The sequence below is a fragment of the Neisseria subflava genome (genome assembly GCF_024205745.1).
Taxonomy (GTDB): Bacteria; Pseudomonadota; Gammaproteobacteria; order Burkholderiales; family Neisseriaceae; genus Neisseria; species Neisseria flavescens_B.
Genome location: NZ_CP073117.1, coordinates 771,601 through 793,989, shown reverse-complemented (window position 1 = coordinate 793,989; position 22,389 = coordinate 771,601). Strand labels below are relative to the sequence as shown.

The following is a 22,389-nucleotide window of genomic DNA, read 5'->3' as shown; positions in this document are numbered from 1 at the left end:
CAATGGCTGTTTTTGAAGTGATCGAGGGCGATATTACCCGATTGGCAGTCGATGCGATTGTCAATGCCGCCAATTCATCGCTGTTGGGCGGTGGTGGCGTAGACGGTGCAATACACCGCGCCGCAGGCAAAGAGCTGCTGGAGGAGTGCCGCACTTTGGGCGGTTGCCGCACAGGCGAAGCCAAAATAACCAAAGGCTATCGTTTGCCTGCGCGTTATGTTATTCATACGGTCGGGCCGGTATGGTTTGGCGGACAGCAAAATGAAGAGGCCAAATTGGCACAATCCTATGCCAATTCCTTGCTGCTTGCCCAGAAACACGAGCTTCATAGCATTGCCTTTCCGTGCATCAGCACTGGGGTGTACCGCTTCCCGGCCGAAGCTGCCGCGCGTATAGCTTTGGAGAGTTTGAAGCAAACCCTGCCGCAATGTCCGGCAGTGGAAAAAATCATCTTTTGCTGTTTTTCCAAAACAGATGCCGAATATTATCGGGCATTGCTGGCAGCCGAACAGGCCATCTGAAATCCTCCGAACACTTGAAATCAAATATGAATCAGAAAGCAAAAATATGAGTATGTCCCTCGCCCAAAAACTGGCTGCCGACAGCGTTGCCGCGGTTGCCGAAGGGCGCAATCTTCAGGATGTCTTAGCGGAAATCCGCGCGGCGCATCCGCAGCTGACGGCGCAGGAAAACGGCGCGTTGCAGGATATTGCCTACGGTTGCCAGCGTTATTTGGGCAGTTTGAAGCACATGCTTGGTCAAATGCTGAAGAAGCCGATTGACAATCCGCAGCTAGAAAGCCTGCTTTTGGCGGCGATGTACCAACTGCATTACACGCGCAATGCGCCTCATGCTGTGGTCAATGAAGCGGTGGAAAGCATTGCCAAAATCGGCCGCGGCCAGTTCCGCTCGTTTGCCAACGCGATTTTGCGCCGCTTTTTGCGTGAACGCGACAAACTCGCGGCTTCCTGCAAAAAAGACGATGTGGCGAAACACAATTTGCCGCTGTGGTGGGTGGCTTATTTGAAAAACCATTATCCGAAACATTGGCATAACATCACCACCGCGCTGCAATCGCATCCGCCGATGACTTTGCGCGTCAACCGCCGACACGGCAATGCCGAAAGCTATTTGGAAAAGCTGGCTGCGGAAGGTATTCCGGCCAGGGCTTTGGATGAATACGCCGTGATGTTGGAAGAAGCCGTGCCGGTCAGCCGTCTGCCCGGTTTTTCAGACGGCCTAGTGTCGGTGCAGGATTTTGGTGCGCAACGTGCTGCCTATTTGTTGAATCCGAAAGACGGCGAACGTATTCTCGATGCCTGTGCGGCACCGGGCGGTAAGACAGGCCATATCTTGGAACTGGCAGATTGTCATGTTACCGCTTTGGATATAGACGAGGGCCGTCTGAACAGGGTGAAGAGCAACCTTGACCGTTTAGGCTTTCAAACGGCCTCTTTGACTTGTGCCGATGCGCAGGACTTGACAGCGTGGTATGATGGCAAGGCCTTTGACGCTGTCTTGACCGATGTGCCGTGTACCGCTTCGGGTGTGGCGCGCCGCAATCCCGATGTTAAATGGCTGCGTAGACCGACCGATGCCGTCAAAACCGCACGCCAACAGGAAGCATTATTAGACGCACTGTGGCAGACCCTGACGAAAAACGGCAGGATGTTGCTGGCTACCTGCTCGGTCTTTGTCGAAGAAAACGACGGTCAGTTGCAAAAATTCCTTAACCGCCATGCCGATGCCGAGTTGATCGAATCGCATGTGCTTTTACCGAACAAACATCAAGATGGCTTTTATTACGCGCTTATTAAAAAGCAGTAAAACGCTGATTGTACCGCTCTTGCTCGCCGTATCGCTGAATGCGGCGGGCGAGGGTATCAGTGCGACCCGTGCCGAGGCAAAGCTGACCCATGCCGGACAGCTTTCCGTCAGCAGCCGTTTCCGCACCGACCTGCCCGACCAGCTTAAAGAAGCACTCAAACAGGGCGTCCCCTACATTTCAATTTGAGTTGGCAGCTGTCAGCGCCGTCTATGTCGTCTTATAAATTCAAGTTCGACCAGCTGCTCAATAACGACAGCACGATTCAATACAAATTGTCCTTCCATCCGCTGACCAACCGCTATCGTGTTACCGTCGGTACGTTTTCTACCGAGTACGACACGCTTGAGACTGCCTTGCGCGCAGTGGGCGCGGTCGCGAATTGGAAGGTTTTGTCCAAGGGCGCGCTGAGTGATGTGGCCGCCAAAGACACGAAGGCTGAAATCCGCCTGCTGCTGACAACAGCCAAGCTGCCCAAACCGTTCCAAATCAATGCCCTGACGTCTAAAAACTGGCATTTGGATTCCGGTTGGAAGTCCTTGTCGGTCGTGCAGGAGTAAGCCATGCGCCGCTTTCTTCTGATTGCCGCCGTATTTGCCGTTGTTTTGTTGTACGGTCTGACTGTCGCAACGGGCAGCAGCAACGTGTTGTCCGATTACTTCTGGTGGATTGTCGCCTTGTGCGGCTTGCTGTTGCTGGTGTTGGCGGCAGTATTGGTGCGCTATGTCGTGCTTTTGATGCGCGACAACAGCAAAAGCGTGTTCGGTTCGCAGATTGCACGTCGGCTGTCGGGAATGTTTACCTTGGTTGCCGTATTGCCGGGCGTGTTTTTGTTCGGTATTTCCGCCCAGTTTATTAACGGTACGATTAATTCTTGGTTTGGCAACGATACCCATGAGGCTCTGGAGCGCAGCTTAAACTTGAGCAAATCCGCGCTGAACTTGGCGGTGGACAACGCCGTCAGCAACGCCACACCGGTGCAGATCGACTTAATCAGCGCCGCTTCACTGGACGGCAATTTAGGGCAGACGCTGGCAAAATCGGCGCTTACTGCCGACTTTGCCCAGCTGGCGCTTTATAACGCGACCACCCATAAAGCTGAGAAAAGCATTAATCCCTGAAACTAAATCAACCCGAACTCACCAAAGAAGGATGGGAGCAGTTGGAGCAGACCGGCTCGGTGCGCAGCTTGGAAAACATTGGCGGCGTGCTGTATGCTCAAGGCTGGATGCTGATCGGTACGCATAAAAATCAGGATTATGCGTTGTTTTTCCGACAGCCGATTCCGAAAGATGTTGCCCAAGACGCGACGTTGATTGAAGCGGCCCGCGCCAAATACGCCGAGCTGAGTTATACCAAAAAGGGCCTGCAAACCTTTTTCCTGTCCACGCTGTTGGTTGCGACATTGTTGGCCATCTTTTTGGCGTTGGTGATGGCTTTGTATTTTGCCCGCCGTTTTGTGGCGCCGGTATTGTCGTTGGCAGAGGGTGCGCGGGCGGTGGCTCAGGGTGACTTCAGCCAGACCCGGCCGGTGTTTCGCAATGATGAGTTCGGCCGGTTGACCCAATTGTTCAACCACATGACCGAGCAATTGGCGATTGCCAAAGAGGCAGACGAGCGCAACCGTTTGCGCGAAGAAGCCGCCCGCCATTATTTGGAATGCGTGTTGGAAAGTTTGACCACAGGCGTGATTACTTTAGATGCCGATGGCCGTCTGAAAACCTTTAACAAAGCCGCCGAACGGATTTTGGGTGTTTCGCTGGTGTCTTTGTGGGGCAGCAACTGGCATCAATGGCACGGAAAATCGCCGCAGCAAACCCTGTTGGCCGATGTGTTTGCCGCCATTAATGAAACCGCCGACAGCGACAAACCCGTCCAAGTCGAATATGCCGCGCCCGATGATGCCCGAATCTTATTGGGCAAGGCCACCATCCTGCCGGAAGACAACGATAACGGCGTGGTGATGGTGATTGATGACATTACCGTCTTGATGCGGGCGCAAAAAGAGGCCGCATGGGGCGAAGTGGCGAAACGATTGGCGCACGAAATCCGCAATCCGCTTACGCCTATCCAGCTTTCCGCCGAGAGATTGGCATGGAAATTGCATGATAAACTTGATGAACAAGACGCCCAAATCCTCAGCCGTTCAACCGATACCATCGTCAAACAGGTGGCCGCGCTGAAAGAAATGGTCGAAGCATTCCGCAATTATGCGCGTGCGCCGTCGCTGAATTTAGAAAAACAAGATTTAAACGGTTTGGTGTCGGAAGTATTGGTATTATATGAGGCCGGCGCGTGCAAGTTTAATGCACGGCTCAGCGCCGACGCCTTGCCGATTGTTGCCGATACGACGGCGATGCGCCAAGTGTTGCATAACCTATTTAAGAATGCCGCAGAAGCGGCAGAGTCGGACGAAGCGCCGCAAGTAAACGTCGAAACAGGGCGCGAAGGCGGACAGGTTTTCCTGACCGTCTGCAACAACGGTAAAAGTTTCAGCAAAGAAATGCTGCACAATGCTTTTGAGCCGTACGTTACCGACAAACCGACAGGAACGGGGCTGGGCTTGCCCGTTGTGAAAAAAATTATCGAGGAGCATGGCGGCCGTATCAGCCTGAGCAATCAGAACAGCGGCGGCGCGTGCGTCAAAATAGCTTTACCGGAAATGGCAGAAACTTATGCGAAGCAGTGATATTTTGATTGTAGATGATGAAGTAGGCATCCGCGACCTGCTCTCCGAAATCCTTCAAGACGAAGGCTATACCGTCACTTTGGCCGAAAATGCCGAAGAAGCGCGCCAATTGCGTTATCAAACGCGTCCGGCCATGGTGTTGCTGGACATTTGGATGCCCGATTGCGACGGCATCACTTTGTTGAAAGAGTGGGCGAAAAACGGCCAACTCAATATGCCTGTTGTTATGATGAGCGGCCATGCCAGCATTGACACGGCGGTTGAAGCCACCAAAATCGGCGCGCTCGATTTCCTGGAAAAACCGATTGCCCTGCAAAAACTCTTGTCCGCAGTAGAACGCGCCTTGAAACATGGCGAAGTTCAGACGGCCTCCGGTATGACTTTGGACAAACTGGGCAACAGTTCCGTTATTCAAGAAATGAATGGCAGCATTGAAGCGGCTGCCAAACACAACCGCCCGCTGTTGTTGGCCGGTGAGGCAGGCTCGCCGTTTGAAATTGTCGCTCGTTATCTGCACAAAAGCGGTACACCTTGGGTGGCAACCGACCGTGTCGAACACATTGTCGATACGCCGATGGAGCTGTTGCAAAAGGCATCAGGCGGCATTTTGTATGTCGGCGATATTGCCCGTTACAGCAAAAACATCCAAAACGGCATTGCTTTCTTGCTGGAGAAAGCCGACCGCTACAATGTCCGTGTGATTGCTTCATGCGGCTTTAAACGCGGTGAGAGCGTCGATGACGTCGTTACCGGCCGACTGGCAGAGCTGTTGAAAGAGCGCATCAATGTTTCTTCTTTGCGCAGCCAGCCGGACGACATCGTCTTTTTAATCAACCGCATCATGACTGATTTGGCCGAAAGTCAAAAAATCCAGCCGGTAAAATTCAGCGACAGCGCGTTGGTGGTTTTGCGCCAATACGATTGGCCGGGCAATTACGACCAGCTTGCCGAAACGGTGAAAAACATCATGTTGGAATCTGACGGCAAAGAAGTGGACGAGCAGGCCGTTGCCATGGCTTTGGGTCAGAAGGAAAACGCGACGGCGACAGAAATCATCGGCGGCTTCAATTTCAATATGCCTTTGCGCGAATTGAGGGAAGAAGTCGAGCGCCGCTACTTTGAGTACCACATCGCCCAAGAAGGCCAAAATATGAGCCGCGTGGCGCAAAAGGTCGGTTTGGAGCGTACACACCTTTACCGCAAACTCAAACAACTCGGTATCAGCGTATCGCGCCGCAGCGCCGATAAATCCGAAGAATAAGCGCAATATCGGCTTAAACACAAAAGAGGCCGTCTGAAAGCCATCAGGTTTTTCAGACGGCATCGTCATTTGACAGTTTGCTTGGACAAGCAATACTTTATAAAAATAATGATATGGCTCGGCATGGTTATTTTGCCTTTTAAACCGACAGAAGTTTTATATTAATAAAATATTCAGACGGCCTTGATTTACTTCAAGCCGTCTGAACAACCATTACGAAAAGGGAACAGATTGATGACGGAAAACGAGCGTTTTGCTTGGTTGCAACTGGCATTTACGCCCTATATCGGCGCAGAAAGTTTTTTAGTGCTGTTGCAGCAATTCGGTAGCGCACAAGCAGCCTTGAATGCGCCGGCAGACAAAATTGCCGCGTTGGTGCGCCATAAACAGGCGGCCGAGTCGTGGCGCAATGCGGATAAATGGGCTTTGGCGCAGCAGTCAGCCGAAGCCGCTTTAAAATGGGAAACACAGGACGGTTGCCGTCTGTTGCTGCTGCAAGATGATGATTTCCCCGAAATGCTGACACAAGGCATTACCGCGCCGCCGGTCTTGTTTTTACGCGGTAATGCAGAACTGCTGCACATACCTTCTGCCGCGATTGTCGGCAGCCGCCATGCCACGCCGCAGGCAATGCGGATTGCCAAAGATTTCGGCAGGGCGTTGAGTGAAAAAGGGATTCCCGTCGTATCGGGTATGGCTTCGGGTATCGATACCGCCGCCCATCAGGGCGCATTGCAGGCAGATGGCGGTACCATTGCCGTCTGGGGAACCGGTATAGACCGCATTTATCCGCCGTCCAATAAAAACCTTGCTTATGAAATTGCTGAAAAAGGATTGATTGTCAGCGAGTTCCCTTTGGACACGCGTCCGTTTGCAGGCAACTTTCCGCGCCGCAACCGTCTGATTGCCGCGTTATCGCAGCTGACATTGGTGGTTGAAGCGGCATTGGAATCCGGCTCATTGATTACCGCCAAGCTGGCGGCGGAGATGGGGCGCGAAGTGATGGCGGTACCCGGTTCGATAGACAATCCGCATAGCAAAGGCTGTCACAAGCTGATTAAAGACGGGGCAAAATTGGTGGAATGTCTGGACGATATTCTTCATGAGTGTCCGCAGCTATTGCAAAATACGCATGTTCCATCATATTCTATAAATAAGACGGTCAAACCGAAAAGCGATCAAACCAAACAGCTACAACCAAAAACAATAGCGGATGAACCGCAAAGGCCGTCTGAAAACCTACCTGCCGCCCCATCAACAAGCGCTTTATTGGAAGCAATGGGTTACGATCCGATACATCCCGATATTTTGGCGCAACAAACCAATACGGCAGCGGCAGACGTGTACGCACAGCTTTTGGAATACGAACTTGACGGTATCGTCGCCGCCTTACCGGGCGGCCGTTATCAGCGTGTCAAAGCATAAATTATCTATATTTAAGGAACCAGCATGACCGAAGTCATTGCCTATTTAATCGAACACTTCCAAGATTTCGACAATTGTCCGCCTCCGGAGGACTTGGGGCGCCTCTTGGAAGATGCGGGTTTTGATGCTACGGAAATCGGCAATACATTGATGATGATGGAAGTCTTGTTCAATACGTCCGAATTCTATGCAGAGCCGTTTAACAGCGACTCCCTGCGCGTATTCTGCCGTGAAGAAGCTGAAAACCTGCCGCAGGAAGTCATGGGCTTGATGCAGTATTTGGTTACCGAACATGCAATTACTTATGAGCAACGCGAAATCGTCATTCACGCCCTGATGCACATTCCATCGGACGAAATTACCCTCGATACCGCCAAAGTGTTGGTATTGCTGGTGTTGTGGATGCACAAGAGCGAGTTGCCCGTCCTGATAGGCGACGACTTGATGAGTGCGTTGACCGGACAAAACGTGATGCACTAAACCTTTTTTCAGACGGCCTCAATAATAAAGGCCGTCTGAAACATAAATCCAATACATCCAAAAGAGAACAACAATGGCGAAAAACTTATTAATCGTCGAATCCCCGTCCAAAGCCAAAACCCTGAAAAAATATCTGGGCGGTGATTTTGAAATCTTGGCGTCTTACGGCCACGTCCGCGATTTGGTTCCGAAAAGCGGAGCAGTCGATCCCGACAATGGCTTTGCCATGAAATACCAATTGATCAGTCGCAACAGCAAACACGTCGATGCCATCGTTGCCGGTGCCAAAGAAGCTGAAAACATCTACCTCGCAACCGACCCGGATAGGGAAGGCGAAGCCATTTCTTGGCATCTTTTGGAAATCCTTAAATCCAAACGCGGCTTGAAAAACATCAAGCCGCAGCGTGTCGTGTTCAACGAAATCACCAAAAACGCCGTGCTCGATGCGGTTGCCCATCCGCGCGAAATCGAAATGGACTTGGTCGATGCGCAACAAGCCCGTCGCGCTTTGGACTATCTGGTCGGTTTCAACCTCTCGCCATTGTTGTGGAAAAAAATCCGCCGCGGTTTGAGTGCAGGCCGTGTGCAAAGCCCCGCACTGCGTTTGATTTGCGAACGCGAAAACGAAATCCGCGCGTTTGAAGCGCAGGAATATTGGACGGTGCATCTCGACAGCCACAAAGGCCGCAGCAAGTTTACCGCCAAACTCGCCCAATACAACGGCGCGAAACTCGAACAATTCGACTTGCCGAACGAAGCCGCTCAAGCCGACGTATTGAAAGAACTCGAAGGCAAAGAGGCCGTCGTTACCGCCATTGAAAAGAAAAAGCGCAGCCGTAATCCCGCCGCGCCGTTCACCACATCTACCATGCAGCAGGATGCCGTGCGCAAACTCGGTTTTACCACCGACCGCACCATGCGTACCGCCCAACAGCTTTATGAGGGTATAGATGTAGGGCAGGGTGCCATCGGTCTGATTACCTATATGCGTACCGACAGCGTGAATTTGGCCGATGAAGCGTTAACCGAAATCCGCCATTACATCGAAAACAAAATCGGCAAAGAATATCTGCCGAGTGCCGCCAAACAGTACAAAACCAAATCCAAAAACGCCCAAGAAGCCCACGAAGCGATCCGCCCGACATCCGTGTACCGCACGCCCGAAAGCGTCAAACCCTTCCTGAGCGCAGACCAGTTCAAACTTTATCAAATGATTTGGCAACGTACCGTCGCCTGTCAGATGACGCCCGCCAAATTTGACCAAACCACCGTCGATATTACCGTCGGTAAAGGCGTATTCCGCGTAACCGGACAAGTGCAAACCTTCGCAGGCTTCTTGAGCGTTTATGAAGAAAGTAGCGACGACGAAGAGAGCGAAGACAGCAAAAAACTGCCCGAAATGAGCGAAGGCGATAAATTGCCTGTGGACAAACTCTACGGCGAACAACACTTCACCACTCCGCCTCCACGCTACAACGAAGCAACACTGGTTAAAGCCCTCGAAGAATACGGTATCGGTCGCCCTTCAACCTACGCCAGTATTATTTCCACGCTCAAAGACCGCGAATACGTTACCCTTGAGCAAAAACGCTTCATGCCTACCGACACAGGCGACATCGTCAATAAATTCTTGACCGAACACTTCGCCCAATATGTCGATTACCACTTTACCGCCAAACTTGAAGACCAGCTTGACGAAATTGCCAACGGCAAACGCCAATGGATTCCTGTTATGGATAAATTCTGGAAGCCGTTTATCAAGCAAGTGGAAGAAAAAGAGGGCATCGAACGCGCCAAATTTACCACGCAGGAACTCGACGAAATCTGTCCGAAATGCGGCGAACACAAACTGCAAATCAAATTCGGCAAAATGGGTCGTTTTGTCGCGTGTGCCGGTTATCCCGAGTGTAGCTACACGCGCAATGTCAATGAAACTGCCGAAGAAGCCGCCGAGCGCATCGCCAAAGCCGAAGCCGAGCAAGCCGAACTCGACGGGCGCGAGTGCCCCAAATGCGGCGGTCGCCTAGTGTACAAATACAGCCGCACCGGTAGCAAATTCATCGGCTGCGCCAACTACCCCAAATGCAAACACGTTGAGCCGCTGGAAAAACCCAAAGACACCGGCGTTCAATGCCCGCAATGCAAAAAAGGCAACCTCGTCGAGCGTAAATCCCGCTACGGCAAACTGTTTTACAGCTGCAGCACTTATCCGGATTGCAACTACGCCACTTGGAATCCACCCATTGCAGAAACCTGTCCAAAATGCGCATGGCCGGTTTTGACCATCAAAACCACCAAACGCTGGGGCGTGGAAAAAGTCTGCCCGCAAAAAGAATGCGGCTGGAAAGAGCAAATCGAACCTCCTGCGCCGAAAGAGTAATTGGTTAAAGCTTGGGTAGAAAAAGGCCGTCTGAAAAATGATTTTCAGACGGCCTTTTAAATAAGAAATAGATTGTCGAAATACTAAGGTTTCTTAAAGAAGAGTTGGAAAGTGTCTACAATATCTTTGATATTGACGGGAAGTTCAACATGTCCTGTATCGTTATTAAAGTAGTTTTCCATAACTCGAATATACGCAAAACCGATAGTTTCGGTAATGGCAAACGCTGTCGTTGCTGAAACTGCCCCGCCTATTATACTGCCAGCTCCAGGAATCAATTTGAGCACGGATGAGACAGCAGTTTTGCCAGCATTAGCTATGGCGGTTACACCTAAAATACTCATAGCTGTTGAAGTGGCTACATTGTTTTCCATATCTACTTCAAAATAGCCATTAATCGAAAGAATCATCTTTGTCTGTATAGCAGCAATAATAGGCGCATCAGAAAATGGAATAGGAGAGGCCCCTGCAGTTGCGGCGGCTGCGGCGGCAATATGTACAGCTTTTTTGGCATCTTCTATCATTTTCTGTTTTCTTTTTAGGAGGTCAATCTTTTGTGCTCTTAAAAAAGTATCCTTTTTTACAGCATCTACATCCTCTAGGCATTCTTCTATTTTCGCTAAAAGTTCTCCCAAGCCTTTTGGTTCAATAAAAACACCATCATCTACTTCAGTTCGAACGGAATTGACTCGTGCAAACCTGTCTTTTATAAAATCTGAATATTCTTTATTGAGTAGGGTAACTGCTTTGTGGTAAAAATCATCACCGGATTTCATCGCGTTAGTAAATACCACGACAGTTGGAATCATAAACTCTTTCAATAAACTCAATAAGGTAAGTTCTCTTTGTTCAATACGCCCAGAAGTTTCTTTAATACATAGCCACGCAATATGAGGCATTTTATCGTCTTGTTTGGAATCAATGGCTTCTTTAAATCCCTTTTCAATATCAAGTCGCAGTTGTTTTGTTGTTTCTTCATATGATTCTGACTCGATGCCCTTGGTATCCCATAGTGTAATGGATTTGTTTGGAATAGTGATTTTTTCCAAGTGTTGGGTAATCGGGACACCAGTACCTGATTCGACGACATTGTCACCAAAAATAGCATTTACTAATGAACTTTTGCCCACCCCAGTTGCACCCATTAAAACGATATTCAAATTTCCACGCTCTTGTCTGACTTGCTGTGCAGCCTTTTCAGGATTAAATTCTTGAGAGTTTTCGGAGTAAGAGGTTCCAAGATAGTCAGTGTAATTCATGTTGCTTCCTGTAAAATGATAGTATTGGTAAGGTATAGTTATTTTCTAAAAAATTTACCGTTGTGTTCCAGTAACGCAAAGTTTGAAATCTACCCTAATAATTCAATCATCTATACAGAAAGTTTAGTCTATGGAAACTCACGAAAAGATCCGCTTGATACGCGAATTAAATAAATGGTCTCAGGAAGAAATGGCGGAAAAGTTAGCCATGTCTGCCGGTGGATACGCTAAGATTGAGCGAGGTGAGACACAATTGAATATTCCAAGACTGGAGCAGTTGGCGGCTATCTTTAAAGTAGATATGTGGGATTTGTTAAAATCTAGTAATAACGGGATGGTTTTGCAGATTAATGAAGGAGACAGTGGAGGCGATATCGCTTTATATGCTTCAAGTGATATGGCTATGAAATTGGAGTTGTTGAATCAGGAGTTAAAACATTGCCGGGAAATGCTGGAGCAGAAGGATAAGGAAATTGAGTTGTTGAGACAGCTGGCTACTTCTGTGCAGAAGTAAAAGCCTAGGCCGTCTGAAAAATGATTTTCAGACGGCCTTGTTGTATCTAAAGGAATAGAGTGAAATACGGCTTGATGGCAGTTTCACTATATAATTGAGGCCGTCTGAAAACTCGGCATCTTTTTAAAAATCATGGCAAACAACAAACATTCCAAACATACCAATCAAGTACGCATTATTGGCGGGCAATGCAGGGGACGAAAGTTAACATTTTTATCTGCAGACGGCCTGCGTCCAACGCCTGACAGCGTGCGTGAAAAACTGTTTAATTGGCTGGGTCAGGATTTAACCGGTAAAACAGTATTGGATTTATTCAGCGGCAGCGGTGCTTTGGGAATGGAGGCTGCTTCTCGTAATGCGGCAAAAGTGGTAATGGTCGATAACCACCGCCAAACTGTTCAAACGCTTCAGAAAAATATCCGTGAATTAGGTTTGAAACAGGTGGAAATCGTGTGTTCAGACGGCATGGCTTATCTGGCAAGGCCGTCTGAAAAATTTGATGTTGTGTTCCTTGATCCGCCGTTTGCATGGGAAGATTGGCAAAATCTGTTTATCCGATTGCAAAGCCACTTGAAAAATGGGGCAATGGTCTATATTGAAGCAGGGAAGCTGCCTGAAAAACCGGATTGGCTGGAAAATTATCGGGAAGGAAAGGCGGGAATGAGTAGGTTTGAATTGTTGCTCTATTCGCAAGTTGCTGAATAGTATAGAATTTGAGAATCATTCCCAAGGTGTAAAACATTCTTTCAAACGGATTGTTCCGACGTCATTTGTGCTATAATCCGCGCCCAATCGGTTTTGATAATTTAAGAAAAAAGGAAATAGAAATGTCGCTCTTTATTACAGATGAGTGCATTAACTGCGATGTGTGCGAACCGGAATGCCCTAATGATGCCATTTCGCAAGGTGAAGAAATTTACGAAATCAATCCAAATTTGTGTACACAATGTGTAGGCCATTACGATGAGCCTCAGTGCCAACAGGTATGCCCTGTCGACTGTATCTTGATTGATGAAGAACATCCTGAAACGCATGAAGAACTGATGGTTAAGTACGAAAAAATCATTCAGTTTAAATAAATAGTGTTTAAAAGCAAAAGCTTGGATGTTTTTAAAGAAATAAATGAAAAAAAATCTTGACGGGAATCTGAGTTGCCAATAAACTAGCGTTCTCTTTTGGAGGGATTCCCGAGCGGTCAAAGGGGGCAGACTGTAAATCTGTTGCGTGAGCTTCGAAGGTTCGAATCCTTCTCCCTCCACCAAAAATTCTTACTTGGAGCAAAAAAGTGAGTATGCGGGTGTAGCTCAATGGTAGAGCAGAAGCCTTCCAAGCTTACGGTGAGGGTTCGATTCCCTTCACCCGCTCCAAACAATTTCGCCCATGTAGCTCAGGGGTAGAGCACTCCCTTGGTAAGGGAGAGGTCGGCAGTTCAAATCTGCCCATGGGCACCATCTCATTATTACCATTTCTTTCAAAAAGCTATAGATTATAGGATATTGCCATGGCTAAGGAAAAATTTGAACGTAGCAAACCGCACGTAAACGTTGGCACCATCGGTCACGTTGACCATGGTAAAACCACTCTGACTGCTGCATTGACTACTATTTTGGCTAAAAAATTCGGTGGCGCTGCAAAAGCTTACGACCAAATCGATAATGCTCCTGAAGAAAAAGCCCGCGGTATTACCATTAATACTTCACACGTAGAATACGAAACTGAAACCCGTCACTACGCACACGTAGACTGCCCGGGCCACGCCGACTACGTTAAAAACATGATTACCGGTGCTGCCCAAATGGACGGTGCTATCTTGGTATGTTCCGCAGCTGACGGTCCTATGCCTCAAACTCGCGAACACATCCTGTTGGCCCGCCAAGTAGGCGTACCTTACATCATCGTATTCATGAACAAATGCGACATGGTTGACGATGCCGAGCTGTTGGAACTGGTTGAAATGGAAATCCGTGACCTGTTGTCAAGCTACGATTTCCCAGGCGACGACTGCCCAATCGTACAAGGTTCTGCACTGAAAGCTTTGGAAGGTGATGCTGGTTACGAAGAAAAATCTTCGAATTGGCTGCTGCACTGGACAGCTACATCCCAACACCTGAGCGTGCTGTGGACAAACCTTTCTTGTTGCCTATCGAAGACGTATTCTCTATCTCTGGCCGTGGTACAGTAGTAACCGGTCGTGTAGAGCGCGGTATCATCCACGTTGGTGACGAGATCGAAATCGTAGGTCTGAAAGAAACCCAAAAAACCACTTGTACCGGCGTTGAAATGTTCCGCAAACTGCTGGACGAAGGTCAAGCTGGTGACAACGTAGGCGTATTGCTGCGCGGTACTAAACGTGAAGATGTAGAGCGTGGTCAAGTATTGGCTAAACCAGGTACTATCACTCCTCACACCAAATTCAAAGCAGAAGTATACGTACTGAGCAAAGAAGAGGGTGGTCGTCACACTCCATTCTTCGCTAACTACCGTCCACAATTCTACTTCCGTACTACTGACGTAACTGGTGCAGTTACTTTGGAAGAAGGCGTAGAAATGGTAATGCCAGGTGAGAACGTAACCATTACTGTAGAACTGATTGCGCCTATCGCTATGGAAGAAGGTCTGCGCTTTGCGATTCGCGAAGGTGGTCGTACCGTAGGTGCGGGTGTGGTTTCTTCTGTAATCGCTTAAGTTTAGAGGCCAATAGCTCAATTGGTAGAGTATCGGTCTCCAAAACCGAGGGTTGGGGGTTCGAGACCCTCTTGGCCTGCCAAATAAAAATTAACCGGCCTTGTGCCGGTTAATTTTTTTGTACTTAAGTTTTAAGATTATTTGAAATTAATTAATGGATCAATGCCACTGTCTAAAATGAAGGCGGGTGGGGTATTGATAAGTGAGTAAAGATGACAGAACATCCGTCTGGACGCAAAGAAGACCATCAGAAAAAGGAAGTTGTGGTAAGTAATAAGCCGGCTCCTGAAAAGAAAGAAGGTCTGTTTGCATATTTTAAGAGCTCTTGGACTGAGTTTAAGAAGGTAGTTTGGCCGAGTCGCGATGAAGCGGTCAAAATGACTGTATTCGTGATTATCTTCGTTGCAGTTTTAGCAGCCTTCATTTATGCGGCAGATACAATTATTTCATGGTTGTTTTTTGATGTTTTATTAAATAGGAAAGGGTAAAGATGTCAAAGCGTTGGTATGTGGTACAGGCCTATTCCGGTTTCGAGAAAAATGTTCAAAAAACATTGAAAGAGCGTATTGCTCGTGAAAACATGGAAGAATATTTCGGTCAGATTCTCGTTCCTGTAGAGGAAGTGGTAGATATCAAGAATGGCCGAAAAACCATCAGTGAGCGTAAATTCTATCCAGGCTATGTGTTGGTTGAAATGGAAATGACCGATGATTCATGGCACTTGGTTAAGAGTACCCTCGAGTAAATGGTTTTGTAGGTGGTAGCGGAAATCGTCCGATCCCAATTTCTCAAAAAGATGCAGATGCTATTTTGCAACAAGCCAAAACAGGTGTTGAGAAGCCAAAACCAAAAGTTGAATTTGAGGTTGGTCAGCAGGTTCGTGTGAATGAAGGTCCATTTGCTGATTTCAATGGGATTGTTGATGAGGTTAACTACGAGCGTAATAGACTGCGTGTTTCAGTTCAGATTTTTGGTCGTGAAACACCGGTTGAATTAGAGTTCGGTCAGGTTGAAAAGATTTAAGTGGTTTAATTCGCTTGAAAAATTTTTTTTAGGCGGATATAATCACAAATTCTGTTTGGGAAGCGGAATGGTTCCGCGTTATACCCGTTTTTAGGAGTCCTTAAGTGGCAAAGAAAATTATCGGCTACATCAAACTGCAAATTCCTGCAGGTAAAGCCAATCCATCTCCCCCAGTTGGTCCTGCTTTGGGTCAACGTGGTTTGAACATCATGGAATTCTGTAAAGCATTTAATGCTGCAACCCAAGGTATGGAACCTGGTTTGCCAATTCCAGTCGTGATCACTGCATTTGCAGATAAATCATTCACTTTTGTGATGAAAACCCCACCAGCTTCTATCTTGTTGAAAAAAGCTGCTGGTCTGCAAAAAGGTAGTTCTAATCCTCTGACTAACAAAGTGGGTAAATTGACCCGCGCTCAGTTGGAAGAAATTGCTAAAACTAAAGAGCCTGATTTGACTGCTGCTGACTTGGATGCTGCCGTTCGTACTATCGCCGGCTCTGCTCGCTCAATGGGCTTGGATGTGGAGGGTGTTGTATAATGGCTAAAGTATCTAAACGCTTGAAAGCTCTGCGCTCTTCTGTTGAAGCTAACAAATTGTACGCAATCGATGAAGCAATTGCTTTGGTTAAAAAAGCTGCCACTGCTAAATTTGACGAGTCTGTTGACGTATCTTTCAACCTGGGTGTTGATCCTCGTAAATCTGACCAAGTTATTCGTGGTTCAGTCGTTCTGCCTAAAGGTACCGGTAAAACAACTCGCGTAGCTGTATTTACTCAAGGTGCAAATGCAGATGCTGCTAAAGAAGCTGGTGCAGATATTGTAGGTTTTGAAGATCTGGCTGCTGAAATCAAAGCTGGTAACCTGAACTTTGACGTTGTTATTGCTTCTCCTGATGCAATGCGTATCGTTGGTCAATTGGGTACCATCTTGGGTCCTCGTGGTCTGATGCCAAACCCTAAAGTAGGTACTGTTACTCCTAACGTTGCTGAAGCAGTTAAAAATGCAAAAGCAGGTCAAGTACAATACCGTACAGATAAAGCCGGTATCGTTCATGCAACTATCGGTCGTGCTTCTTTCGCTGAAGCTGACTTGAAAGAAAACTTCAATGCGTTGCTGGATGCTATCGTTAAAGCCAAACCTGCTGCTGCTAAAGGTCAATACCTGAAAAAAGTTGCTGTATCCAGCACTATGGGTTTGGGTGTCCGCGTTGATACTGCAAGCGTGAACAACTAAGAAATTTTCAGGTGATCCAGTTTTCTGGATTGCCTGAATTTGGGCTACTTAAAATTAAGTAGATGTCCAAGACCGTAGGGATCGTAAGATTTAATCGTAACTGCCCTACGCAGACGGTAGTCCTGAAACACATTGCAAGATTGCTTGTAAGATGTCTTTTTAGGTTACCGCGCTGGTGGGATATCATTTCGGTATCCTGTTTATAAACAGTGGGAGGTAGACCTTGAGTCTCAATATTGAAACCAAGAAAGTGGCCGTAGAGGAAATTAGCGCAGCAATTGCTAACGCTCAAACTCTCGTAGTCGCTGAATATCGCGGTATCAGTGTTTCCAGCATGACTGAGCTTCGTGCAAATGCACGTAAAGAAGGCGTTTACTTGCGTGTTCTGAAAAATACTCTGGCTCGTCGCGCAGTAGAGGGTACTTCATTCGCAGGTTTGGCCGATCAAATGGTTGGTCCATTGGTTTACGCTGCTTCTGAAGATGCTGTTGCTGCTGCTAAAGTGCTGCACCAATTCGCGAAAAAAGATGACAAAATTATCGTTAAAGCCGGTTCTTACAATGGCGAAGTGATGAATCCTGCTCAGGTTGCTGAGTTGGCTTCTATTCCAAGTCGCGAAGAGCTGTTGTCCAAACTGTTGTTCGTTATGCAAGCTCCTGTATCAGGCTTTGCACGTGGTTTGGCTGCTTTGGCAGAGAAAAAAGCTGGCGAAGAAGCCGCTTAATCGATTTTGTTTCATTTAATCAATTATTTTTTAATACAATATTTGGAGTATAAATAGCATGGCTATTACTAAAGAAGACATTTTGGAAGCCGTTGGTTCTTTGACCGTAATGGAATTGAACGACCTGGTTAAAGCTTTTGAAGAAAAATTTGGCGTTTCTGCTGCTGCAGTTGCAGTTGCAGGCCCTGCAGGTGCTGGTGCAGCTGCTGCTGAAGAAAAAACTGAATTCGACGTAGTATTGGCTTCTGCCGGTGATCAAAAAGTTGGCGTGATCAAAGTTGTCCGCGCTATCACTGGTCTGGGTCTGAAAGAAGCTAAAGACATCGTTGACGGTGCACCTAAAACTCTGAAAGAAGGTGTTTCTAAAGCTGAAGCTGAAGACATCCAAAAACAACTGGAAGAAGCCGGCGCTAAAGTCGAAATCAAATAATTTGATGCTTCCCATGAAGGCTGGCAGTTTTCTGCCAGCCTTATTTTGCTTCTTAAAATAAGCATCAGGCATTGTTTACATTTATTTGCATAGTTTTTATAAAACCATTGCAAATAAATGTAAATATTAGGTTGATGCATGCCGTTGTTTCAGACGGCCTATTATTTAAAATTGCTTTTCGGAGTGTATATGAGCTATTCGTTTACCGAGAAAAAACGTATCCGTAAGAGTTTTGCAAAGCGAGAGAATGTCTTAGATGTTCCTTTCCTGCTGGCAACCCAAATTGATTCTTATGCGAAATTTTTGCAGCTGGAAAATGCTTTTGACCAACGCACTGATGATGGTCTGCAAGCAGCATTTAATTCTATTTTCCCGATTGTGAGCCATAACGGTTATGCGCGATTGGAGTTTGTGCATTACACATTGGGCGAGCCTTTGTTCGATATTCCTGAATGTCAATTGCGCGGTATTACTTACGCGGCTCCATTGCGTGCCCGTATCCGTTTGGTAATTTTGGATAAAGAAGCATCTAAGCCGACTGTAAAAGAAGTTCGTGAAAACGAAGTATATATGGGCGAAATCCCATTGATGACGCCAAGCGGCTCTTTTGTCATCAATGGTACTGAGCGTGTGATTGTTTCCCAGTTGCACCGTTCTCCTGGCGTGTTCTTTGAGCATGACCGTGGTAAAACACATTCTTCCGGTAAGCTGTTGTTCTCTGCTCGTATTATTCCTTACCGTGGTTCATGGTTGGATTTCGAATTTGATCCAAAAGATTTGCTGTATTTCCGTATCGACCGTCGCCGTAAAATGCCGGTTACGATTTTGTTGAAAGCTTTGGGCTACAACAATGAGCAAATCTTGGATATTTTCTACGACAAAGAAACTTTCTATTTATCTTCAAACGGTGTTCAAACTGATCTGATTGCAAGCCGTCTGAAAGGTGAAACTGCCAAAGTTGATATCTTGGATAAAGAAGGCAATGTGCTGGTCGCCAAAGGTAAACGCATTACTGCGAAAAATATCCGTGATATCACCAATGCAGGCTTGACTCGTTTGGATGTAGAGCCAGAAAGCCTGATTGGCAAAGCATTAGCTGCGGATCTGATTGATCCGGAAACCGGTGAGGTATTGGCTTCTGCTAACGATGAAATTACAGAAGAACTGTTGGCCAAGCTTGATATCCATGGCGTAAAAGAAATTACGACCCTTTATATCAATGAGTTGGATCAAGGCGGCTACATCTCCAGCACTCTGCGCACAGACGAAACTGCTGATCAGCAGGCTGCACGCGTAGCGATTTACCGCATGATGCGCCCTGGCGAACCGCCTACCGAAGAAGCTGTTGAGCAGCTCTTCAACCGCTTGTTCTTCAGTGAAGACAGTTATGATTTGTCTCGCGTAGGCCGTATGAAATTTAATACGCGCACATACGAGCAAAAATTGTCTGAAGCACAACAAAACTCTTGGTATGGCCGTTTGTTGAATGAGACTTTGGCCGGTGCAGCTGAAAAAGGCGGTTACGTTCTGAGCGTTGAAGACATTGTTGCTTCTATTGCGACATTGGTTGAACTGCGTAACGGTCATGGCGAAGTAGACGATATCGACCACTTGGGTAATCGTCGTGTTCGTTCTGTGGGTGAGTTGACTGAAAACCAATTCCGCAGTGGTTTGGCTCGTGTAGAACGTGCAGTTAAAGAGCGTTTGAACCAAGCAGAATCTGAGAACTTGATGCCGCATGACTTGATCAATGCGAAACCTGTTTCTGCCGCGATTAAAGAATTCTTCGGCTCTAGCCAATTGAGCCAATTTATGGATCAGACTAACCCATTGTCTGAAGTAACCCATAAACGCCGTGTATCTGCATTGGGCCCTGGCGGTTTGACTCGCGAACGTGCAGGCTTTGAGGTGCGAGACGTACATCCGACTCACTATGGCCGTGTATGTCCTATTGAAACACCTGAGGGTCCAAACATTGGTTTGATCAACTCATTGTCCGTTTATGCGCGTACCAATGATTATGGCTTCTTGGAAACCCCTTACCGCCGTGTTGTCGATGGTAAAGTAACTGAAGAAATCGATTACTTGTCTGCTATCGAAGAAGGCCGTTATGTGATTGCACAGGCGAATGCCGATTTGGACAAAGACGGTAATCTGATTGGCGACTTGGTTACTTGTCGTGAAAAAGGCGAAACTATTATGGCAACGCCTGACCGCGTTCAATATATGGACGTGGCAACCGGTCAAGTGGTATCCGTTGCAGCATCTCTGATTCCATTTTTGGAACATGATGACGCGAACCGTGCATTGATGGGTGCCAACATGCAACGTCAGGCCGTACCGTGCCTGCGTCCTGAGAAACCGATGGTTGGTACCGGTATCGAGCGCTCTGTTGCCGTTGACTCTGCAACTGCAATCGTTGCCCGTCGCGGCGGTGTGGTTGAGTATGTAGACGCCAACCGCGTTGTGGTTCGTGTTCATGATGATGAAGCGACTGCCGGTGAAGTGGGTGTCGATATTTACAACTTGGTTAAATTCACCCGTTCCAACCAATCTACCAACATCAACCAACGTCCGGCTGTAAAAGCAGGCGATGTGTTGCAACGTGGTGACTTGGTAGCCGACGGTGCATCTACCGACTTGGGCGAGTTAGCTTTGGGTCAAAACATGACCATCGCCTTCATGCCATGGAACGGTTACAACTATGAAGACTCGATTCTGATTTCAGAAAAAGTGGCTGCGGACGATCGTTACACTTCGATTCACATTGAAGAATTGAACGTTGTTGCACGTGACACTAAACTGGGTGCGGAAGATATTACCCGCGATATTCCGAACTTGTCCGAACGTATGCAAAACCGTTTGGATGAATCCGGTATCGTATATATCGGTGCAGAAGTAGAAGCCGGTGACGTCTTGGTAGGTAAAGTAACACCTAAAGGCGAAACCCAACTGACTCCTGAAGAAAAACTGCTGCGTGCCATCTTCGGTGAAAAAGCGTCTGACGTAAAAGATACTTCATTGCGTATGCCTACCGGCATGAGCGGTACCGTTATCGACGTTCAAGTCTTCACTCGTGAAGGTATCCAACGCGACAAACGTGCTCAATCCATTATTGATTCTGAATTGAAACGTTACCGTCAAGATTTGGGCGATCAATTGCGTATTTTCGATAATGACGCATTCGACCGTATTGAGCGTATGATTGTTGGTCAAAAAGCCAATGGTGGTCCGATGAAGCTGGCTAAAGGCAGCGAAATCACTAGCGAATATTTGGCAAGCCTGTCCAGCAAACATGATTGGTTTGACATCCGTCTGGCTGACGAAGATTTGGCCAAACAGTTGGAACTGATTAAATTGAGCTTGCAACAAAAACGCGAAGAAGCGGATGAGTTGTATGAGATCAAGAAGAAAAAACTGACCCAAGGCGACGAGCTGCAACCGGGTGTACAAAAAATGGTGAAAGTATTTATCGCCATCAAACGCCGTCTGCAAGCTGGTGACAAAATGGCGGGTCGCCACGGTAACAAAGGCGTGGTATCACGCATTCTGCCGGTGGAAGACATGCCTTACATGGCTGATGGCCGTCCGGTAGACATCGTACTGAACCCGTTGGGCGTACCTTCCCGTATGAACATCGGTCAGATTTTGGAAGTTCACTTGGGTTGGGCGGCAAAAGGTATCGGCGAACGCATCGACCGTATGCTGAAAGAGCAACGCAAAGCCAGTGAGCTGCGTGAATTCTTGAACAAACTCTACAACGGTAGCGGTAAGAAAGAAGATTTGGACAGCCTAACAGATGAAGAAATTATCGAATTGGCTTCCAACCTGCGTAAAGGTGCATCTTTCGCCTCTCCAGTATTCGACGGTGCGAAAGAGTCTGAAATCCGCGAAATGTTGAACTTGGCTTACCCAAGCGAAGATCCTGAGATTGAGAAACTGGGCTTTAACGACAGTAAAACTCAAATCACGCTGTATGACGGCCGTTCAGGCGAAGCATTTGACCGCAAGGTTACAGTCGGTGTGATGCACTATCTGAAACTGCACCACTTGGTTGACGAAAAAATGCACGCCCGTTCTACCGGTCCATACAGTCTGGTTACCCAGCAGCCTCTGGGCGGTAAAGCTCAGTTCGGTGGCCAACGTTTCGGTGAGATGGAGGTTTGGGCATTGGAAGCATACGGTGCGGCATACACGCTGCAAGAGATGCTGACTGTGAAGTCTGACGACGTGAACGGCCGTACCAAAATGTACGAGAACATCGTCAAAGGCGAACACAAAATCGATGCCGGTATGCCTGAATCCTTCAACGTATTGGTTAAAGAGATTCGCTCACTGGGCTTGGATATCGATTTGGAACGTTACTAAACAGAAGTTTTCAGACGGCCTTTTAAGGTCGTCTGAAAAAGCGGTTTCAGAATAAGAATGAAGCAATCGGCATTTGGGCCGTCTGAAATCAA

At 47.6% G+C, this 22,389-nt stretch carries 15 protein-coding genes, 4 tRNA genes and 6 pseudogenes; 24 read left to right on the top strand and 1 reads right to left on the bottom strand.

Annotated elements, in window-relative coordinates; all coding sequences use genetic code 11:
• The first annotated feature begins 2 nt into the window (after positions 1-2).
• From KCG55_RS03960 to topA, 9 genes and pseudogenes are all read left to right on the top strand, one after another.
• Positions 3-521 carry an O-acetyl-ADP-ribose deacetylase gene (locus KCG55_RS03960; RefSeq protein WP_254323434.1) on the top strand — a complete coding sequence of 173 codons (519 nt, stop codon included), beginning with the start codon at positions 3-5 and terminating at the stop codon, positions 519-521.
• A gap of 46 nt (positions 522-567) precedes the next feature.
• The gene (gene rsmB / locus KCG55_RS03955; RefSeq protein WP_254323433.1) at positions 568-1,827 is read left to right on the top strand and encodes a 16S rRNA (cytosine(967)-C(5))-methyltransferase RsmB; all 1,260 of its coding nucleotides are present in this window, start codon (positions 568-570) and stop codon (positions 1,825-1,827) included.
• Positions 1,793-2,385 (top strand): annotated as a pseudogene (locus KCG55_RS03950) (DUF4390 domain-containing protein). Before rsmB ends, KCG55_RS03950 begins: the two are co-directional and overlap by 35 nt.
• Before the next feature lie 3 nt (positions 2,386-2,388).
• Positions 2,389-4,514, top strand: a pseudogene (locus tag KCG55_RS03945) (ATP-binding protein).
• Positions 4,501-5,775, top strand: a complete 1,275-nt coding sequence (locus tag KCG55_RS03940) for a sigma-54-dependent transcriptional regulator (protein WP_254323432.1) — start codon at positions 4,501-4,503, stop codon at positions 5,773-5,775. The pseudogene KCG55_RS03945 and the gene KCG55_RS03940 overlap by 14 nt, the downstream one beginning before the upstream one ends.
• 234 nt (positions 5,776-6,009) lie before the next feature.
• Positions 6,010-6,940 (top strand): annotated as a pseudogene (gene dprA / locus KCG55_RS03935) (DNA-processing protein DprA); the annotation flags it as partial.
• Between the two features lie 59 nt (positions 6,941-6,999).
• A pseudogene (locus tag KCG55_RS10640) lies at positions 7,000-7,200 on the top strand (DNA-processing protein DprA); the annotation flags it as partial.
• A 24-nt stretch (positions 7,201-7,224) separates the two neighbouring features.
• On the top strand, positions 7,225-7,680 hold the full coding sequence (locus KCG55_RS03930) for a DUF494 family protein (protein ID WP_003679497.1): 456 nt from the start codon (positions 7,225-7,227) through the stop codon (positions 7,678-7,680).
• 73 nt (positions 7,681-7,753) lie between these two features.
• A complete protein-coding gene (topA, locus tag KCG55_RS03925) occupies positions 7,754-10,060 on the top strand; it encodes a type I DNA topoisomerase (protein ID WP_254323430.1) in 2,307 nt (768 codons plus the stop codon).
• A gap of 83 nt (positions 10,061-10,143) precedes the next feature.
• Here the strand turns inward: topA and KCG55_RS03920 are convergent, their stop codons facing one another.
• The gene (locus KCG55_RS03920) at positions 10,144-11,319 is read right to left on the bottom strand and encodes a GTPase (protein WP_070589147.1); all 1,176 of its coding nucleotides are present in this window, start codon (positions 11,317-11,319) and stop codon (positions 10,144-10,146) included.
• Between the two features lie 130 nt (positions 11,320-11,449).
• Here KCG55_RS03920 and KCG55_RS03915 point away from each other — a divergent pair, with 130 nt between their 5' ends.
• The 15 genes and pseudogenes from KCG55_RS03915 (at position 11,450) to rpoB (ending at position 22,297) form a co-directional block, all read left to right on the top strand.
• A complete protein-coding gene (locus KCG55_RS03915; protein WP_101756366.1) occupies positions 11,450-11,833 on the top strand; it encodes a helix-turn-helix domain-containing protein in 384 nt (127 codons plus the stop codon).
• A gap of 132 nt (positions 11,834-11,965) precedes the next feature.
• A complete protein-coding gene (gene rsmD, locus KCG55_RS03910; RefSeq protein WP_254323429.1) occupies positions 11,966-12,538 on the top strand; it encodes a 16S rRNA (guanine(966)-N(2))-methyltransferase RsmD in 573 nt (190 codons plus the stop codon).
• Positions 12,539-12,660: 122 nt separating this feature from the next.
• Complete coding sequence (locus tag KCG55_RS03905) at positions 12,661-12,912, top strand: YfhL family 4Fe-4S dicluster ferredoxin (protein WP_254323428.1); 252 nt, start codon at positions 12,661-12,663, stop codon at positions 12,910-12,912.
• Positions 12,913-13,010: 98 nt separating this feature from the next.
• Positions 13,011-13,094 (top strand) — tRNA-Tyr (locus KCG55_RS03900).
• Between the two features lie 32 nt (positions 13,095-13,126).
• Positions 13,127-13,200, top strand: a tRNA-Gly gene (locus KCG55_RS03895).
• Between the two features lie 9 nt (positions 13,201-13,209).
• Positions 13,210-13,284: transfer RNA gene (locus KCG55_RS03890), tRNA-Thr, on the top strand.
• A gap of 50 nt (positions 13,285-13,334) precedes the next feature.
• Positions 13,335-14,518 (top strand): annotated as a pseudogene (gene tuf / locus KCG55_RS03885) (elongation factor Tu).
• Positions 14,519-14,524: 6 nt separating this feature from the next.
• Positions 14,525-14,600: transfer RNA gene (locus tag KCG55_RS03880), tRNA-Trp, on the top strand.
• Between the two features lie 130 nt (positions 14,601-14,730).
• A complete protein-coding gene (secE, locus tag KCG55_RS03875; RefSeq protein WP_003680696.1) occupies positions 14,731-15,006 on the top strand; it encodes a preprotein translocase subunit SecE in 276 nt (91 codons plus the stop codon).
• Between the two features lie 2 nt (positions 15,007-15,008).
• Positions 15,009-15,541, top strand: a pseudogene (nusG, locus tag KCG55_RS03870) (transcription termination/antitermination protein NusG).
• Between the two features lie 104 nt (positions 15,542-15,645).
• Positions 15,646-16,080: a 50S ribosomal protein L11 gene (rplK, locus tag KCG55_RS03865; RefSeq protein WP_002220151.1), complete on the top strand. Its 435-nt coding sequence runs from the start codon at positions 15,646-15,648 to the stop codon at positions 16,078-16,080.
• Positions 16,080-16,775 (top strand): 50S ribosomal protein L1, encoded by a 696-nt coding sequence (gene rplA, locus KCG55_RS03860; protein WP_003677918.1) that lies wholly within the window; start codon positions 16,080-16,082, stop codon positions 16,773-16,775. The genes rplK and rplA overlap by 1 nt, the downstream gene beginning before the upstream one ends.
• Positions 16,776-16,998: 223 nt before the next feature.
• Entirely contained in the window at positions 16,999-17,499 is a 501-nt protein-coding gene (rplJ, locus tag KCG55_RS03855) for a 50S ribosomal protein L10 (protein WP_003680699.1), read from the top strand.
• A 58-nt stretch (positions 17,500-17,557) separates the two neighbouring features.
• On the top strand, positions 17,558-17,929 hold the full coding sequence (rplL, locus tag KCG55_RS03850) for a 50S ribosomal protein L7/L12 (protein WP_003677916.1): 372 nt from the start codon (positions 17,558-17,560) through the stop codon (positions 17,927-17,929).
• A gap of 189 nt (positions 17,930-18,118) precedes the next feature.
• Positions 18,119-22,297 carry a DNA-directed RNA polymerase subunit beta gene (gene rpoB, locus KCG55_RS03845; RefSeq protein WP_254323427.1) on the top strand — a complete coding sequence of 1,393 codons (4,179 nt, stop codon included), beginning with the start codon at positions 18,119-18,121 and terminating at the stop codon, positions 22,295-22,297.
• The last annotated feature ends 92 nt before the right edge of the window (positions 22,298-22,389 follow it).

Bases quoted from the DNA above. Each gene is read 5' to 3' on its own strand.
- KCG55_RS03960 (WP_254323434.1), top strand. From the start codon at position 3: ATGGCTGTTTTTGAAGTGATCGAGGGCGATATTACCCGATTGGCAGTC.
- rsmB (WP_254323433.1), top strand. From the start codon at position 568: ATGAGTATGTCCCTCGCCCAAAAACTGGCTGCCGACAGCGTTGCCGCG.
- KCG55_RS03940 (WP_254323432.1), top strand. From the start codon at position 4,501: ATGCGAAGCAGTGATATTTTGATTGTAGATGATGAAGTAGGCATCCGC.
- KCG55_RS03930 (WP_003679497.1), top strand. From the start codon at position 7,225: ATGACCGAAGTCATTGCCTATTTAATCGAACACTTCCAAGATTTCGAC.
- topA (WP_254323430.1), top strand. From the start codon at position 7,754: ATGGCGAAAAACTTATTAATCGTCGAATCCCCGTCCAAAGCCAAAACC.
- KCG55_RS03920 (WP_070589147.1), bottom strand. From the start codon at position 11,319: ATGAATTACACTGACTATCTTGGAACCTCTTACTCCGAAAACTCTCAA.
- KCG55_RS03915 (WP_101756366.1), top strand. From the start codon at position 11,450: ATGGAAACTCACGAAAAGATCCGCTTGATACGCGAATTAAATAAATGG.
- rsmD (WP_254323429.1), top strand. From the start codon at position 11,966: ATGGCAAACAACAAACATTCCAAACATACCAATCAAGTACGCATTATT.
- KCG55_RS03905 (WP_254323428.1), top strand. From the start codon at position 12,661: ATGTCGCTCTTTATTACAGATGAGTGCATTAACTGCGATGTGTGCGAA.
- secE (WP_003680696.1), top strand. From the start codon at position 14,731: ATGACAGAACATCCGTCTGGACGCAAAGAAGACCATCAGAAAAAGGAA.
- rplA (WP_003677918.1), top strand. From the start codon at position 16,080: ATGGCTAAAGTATCTAAACGCTTGAAAGCTCTGCGCTCTTCTGTTGAA.
- rplL (WP_003677916.1), top strand. From the start codon at position 17,558: ATGGCTATTACTAAAGAAGACATTTTGGAAGCCGTTGGTTCTTTGACC.
- rpoB (WP_254323427.1), top strand. From the start codon at position 18,119: ATGAGCTATTCGTTTACCGAGAAAAAACGTATCCGTAAGAGTTTTGCA.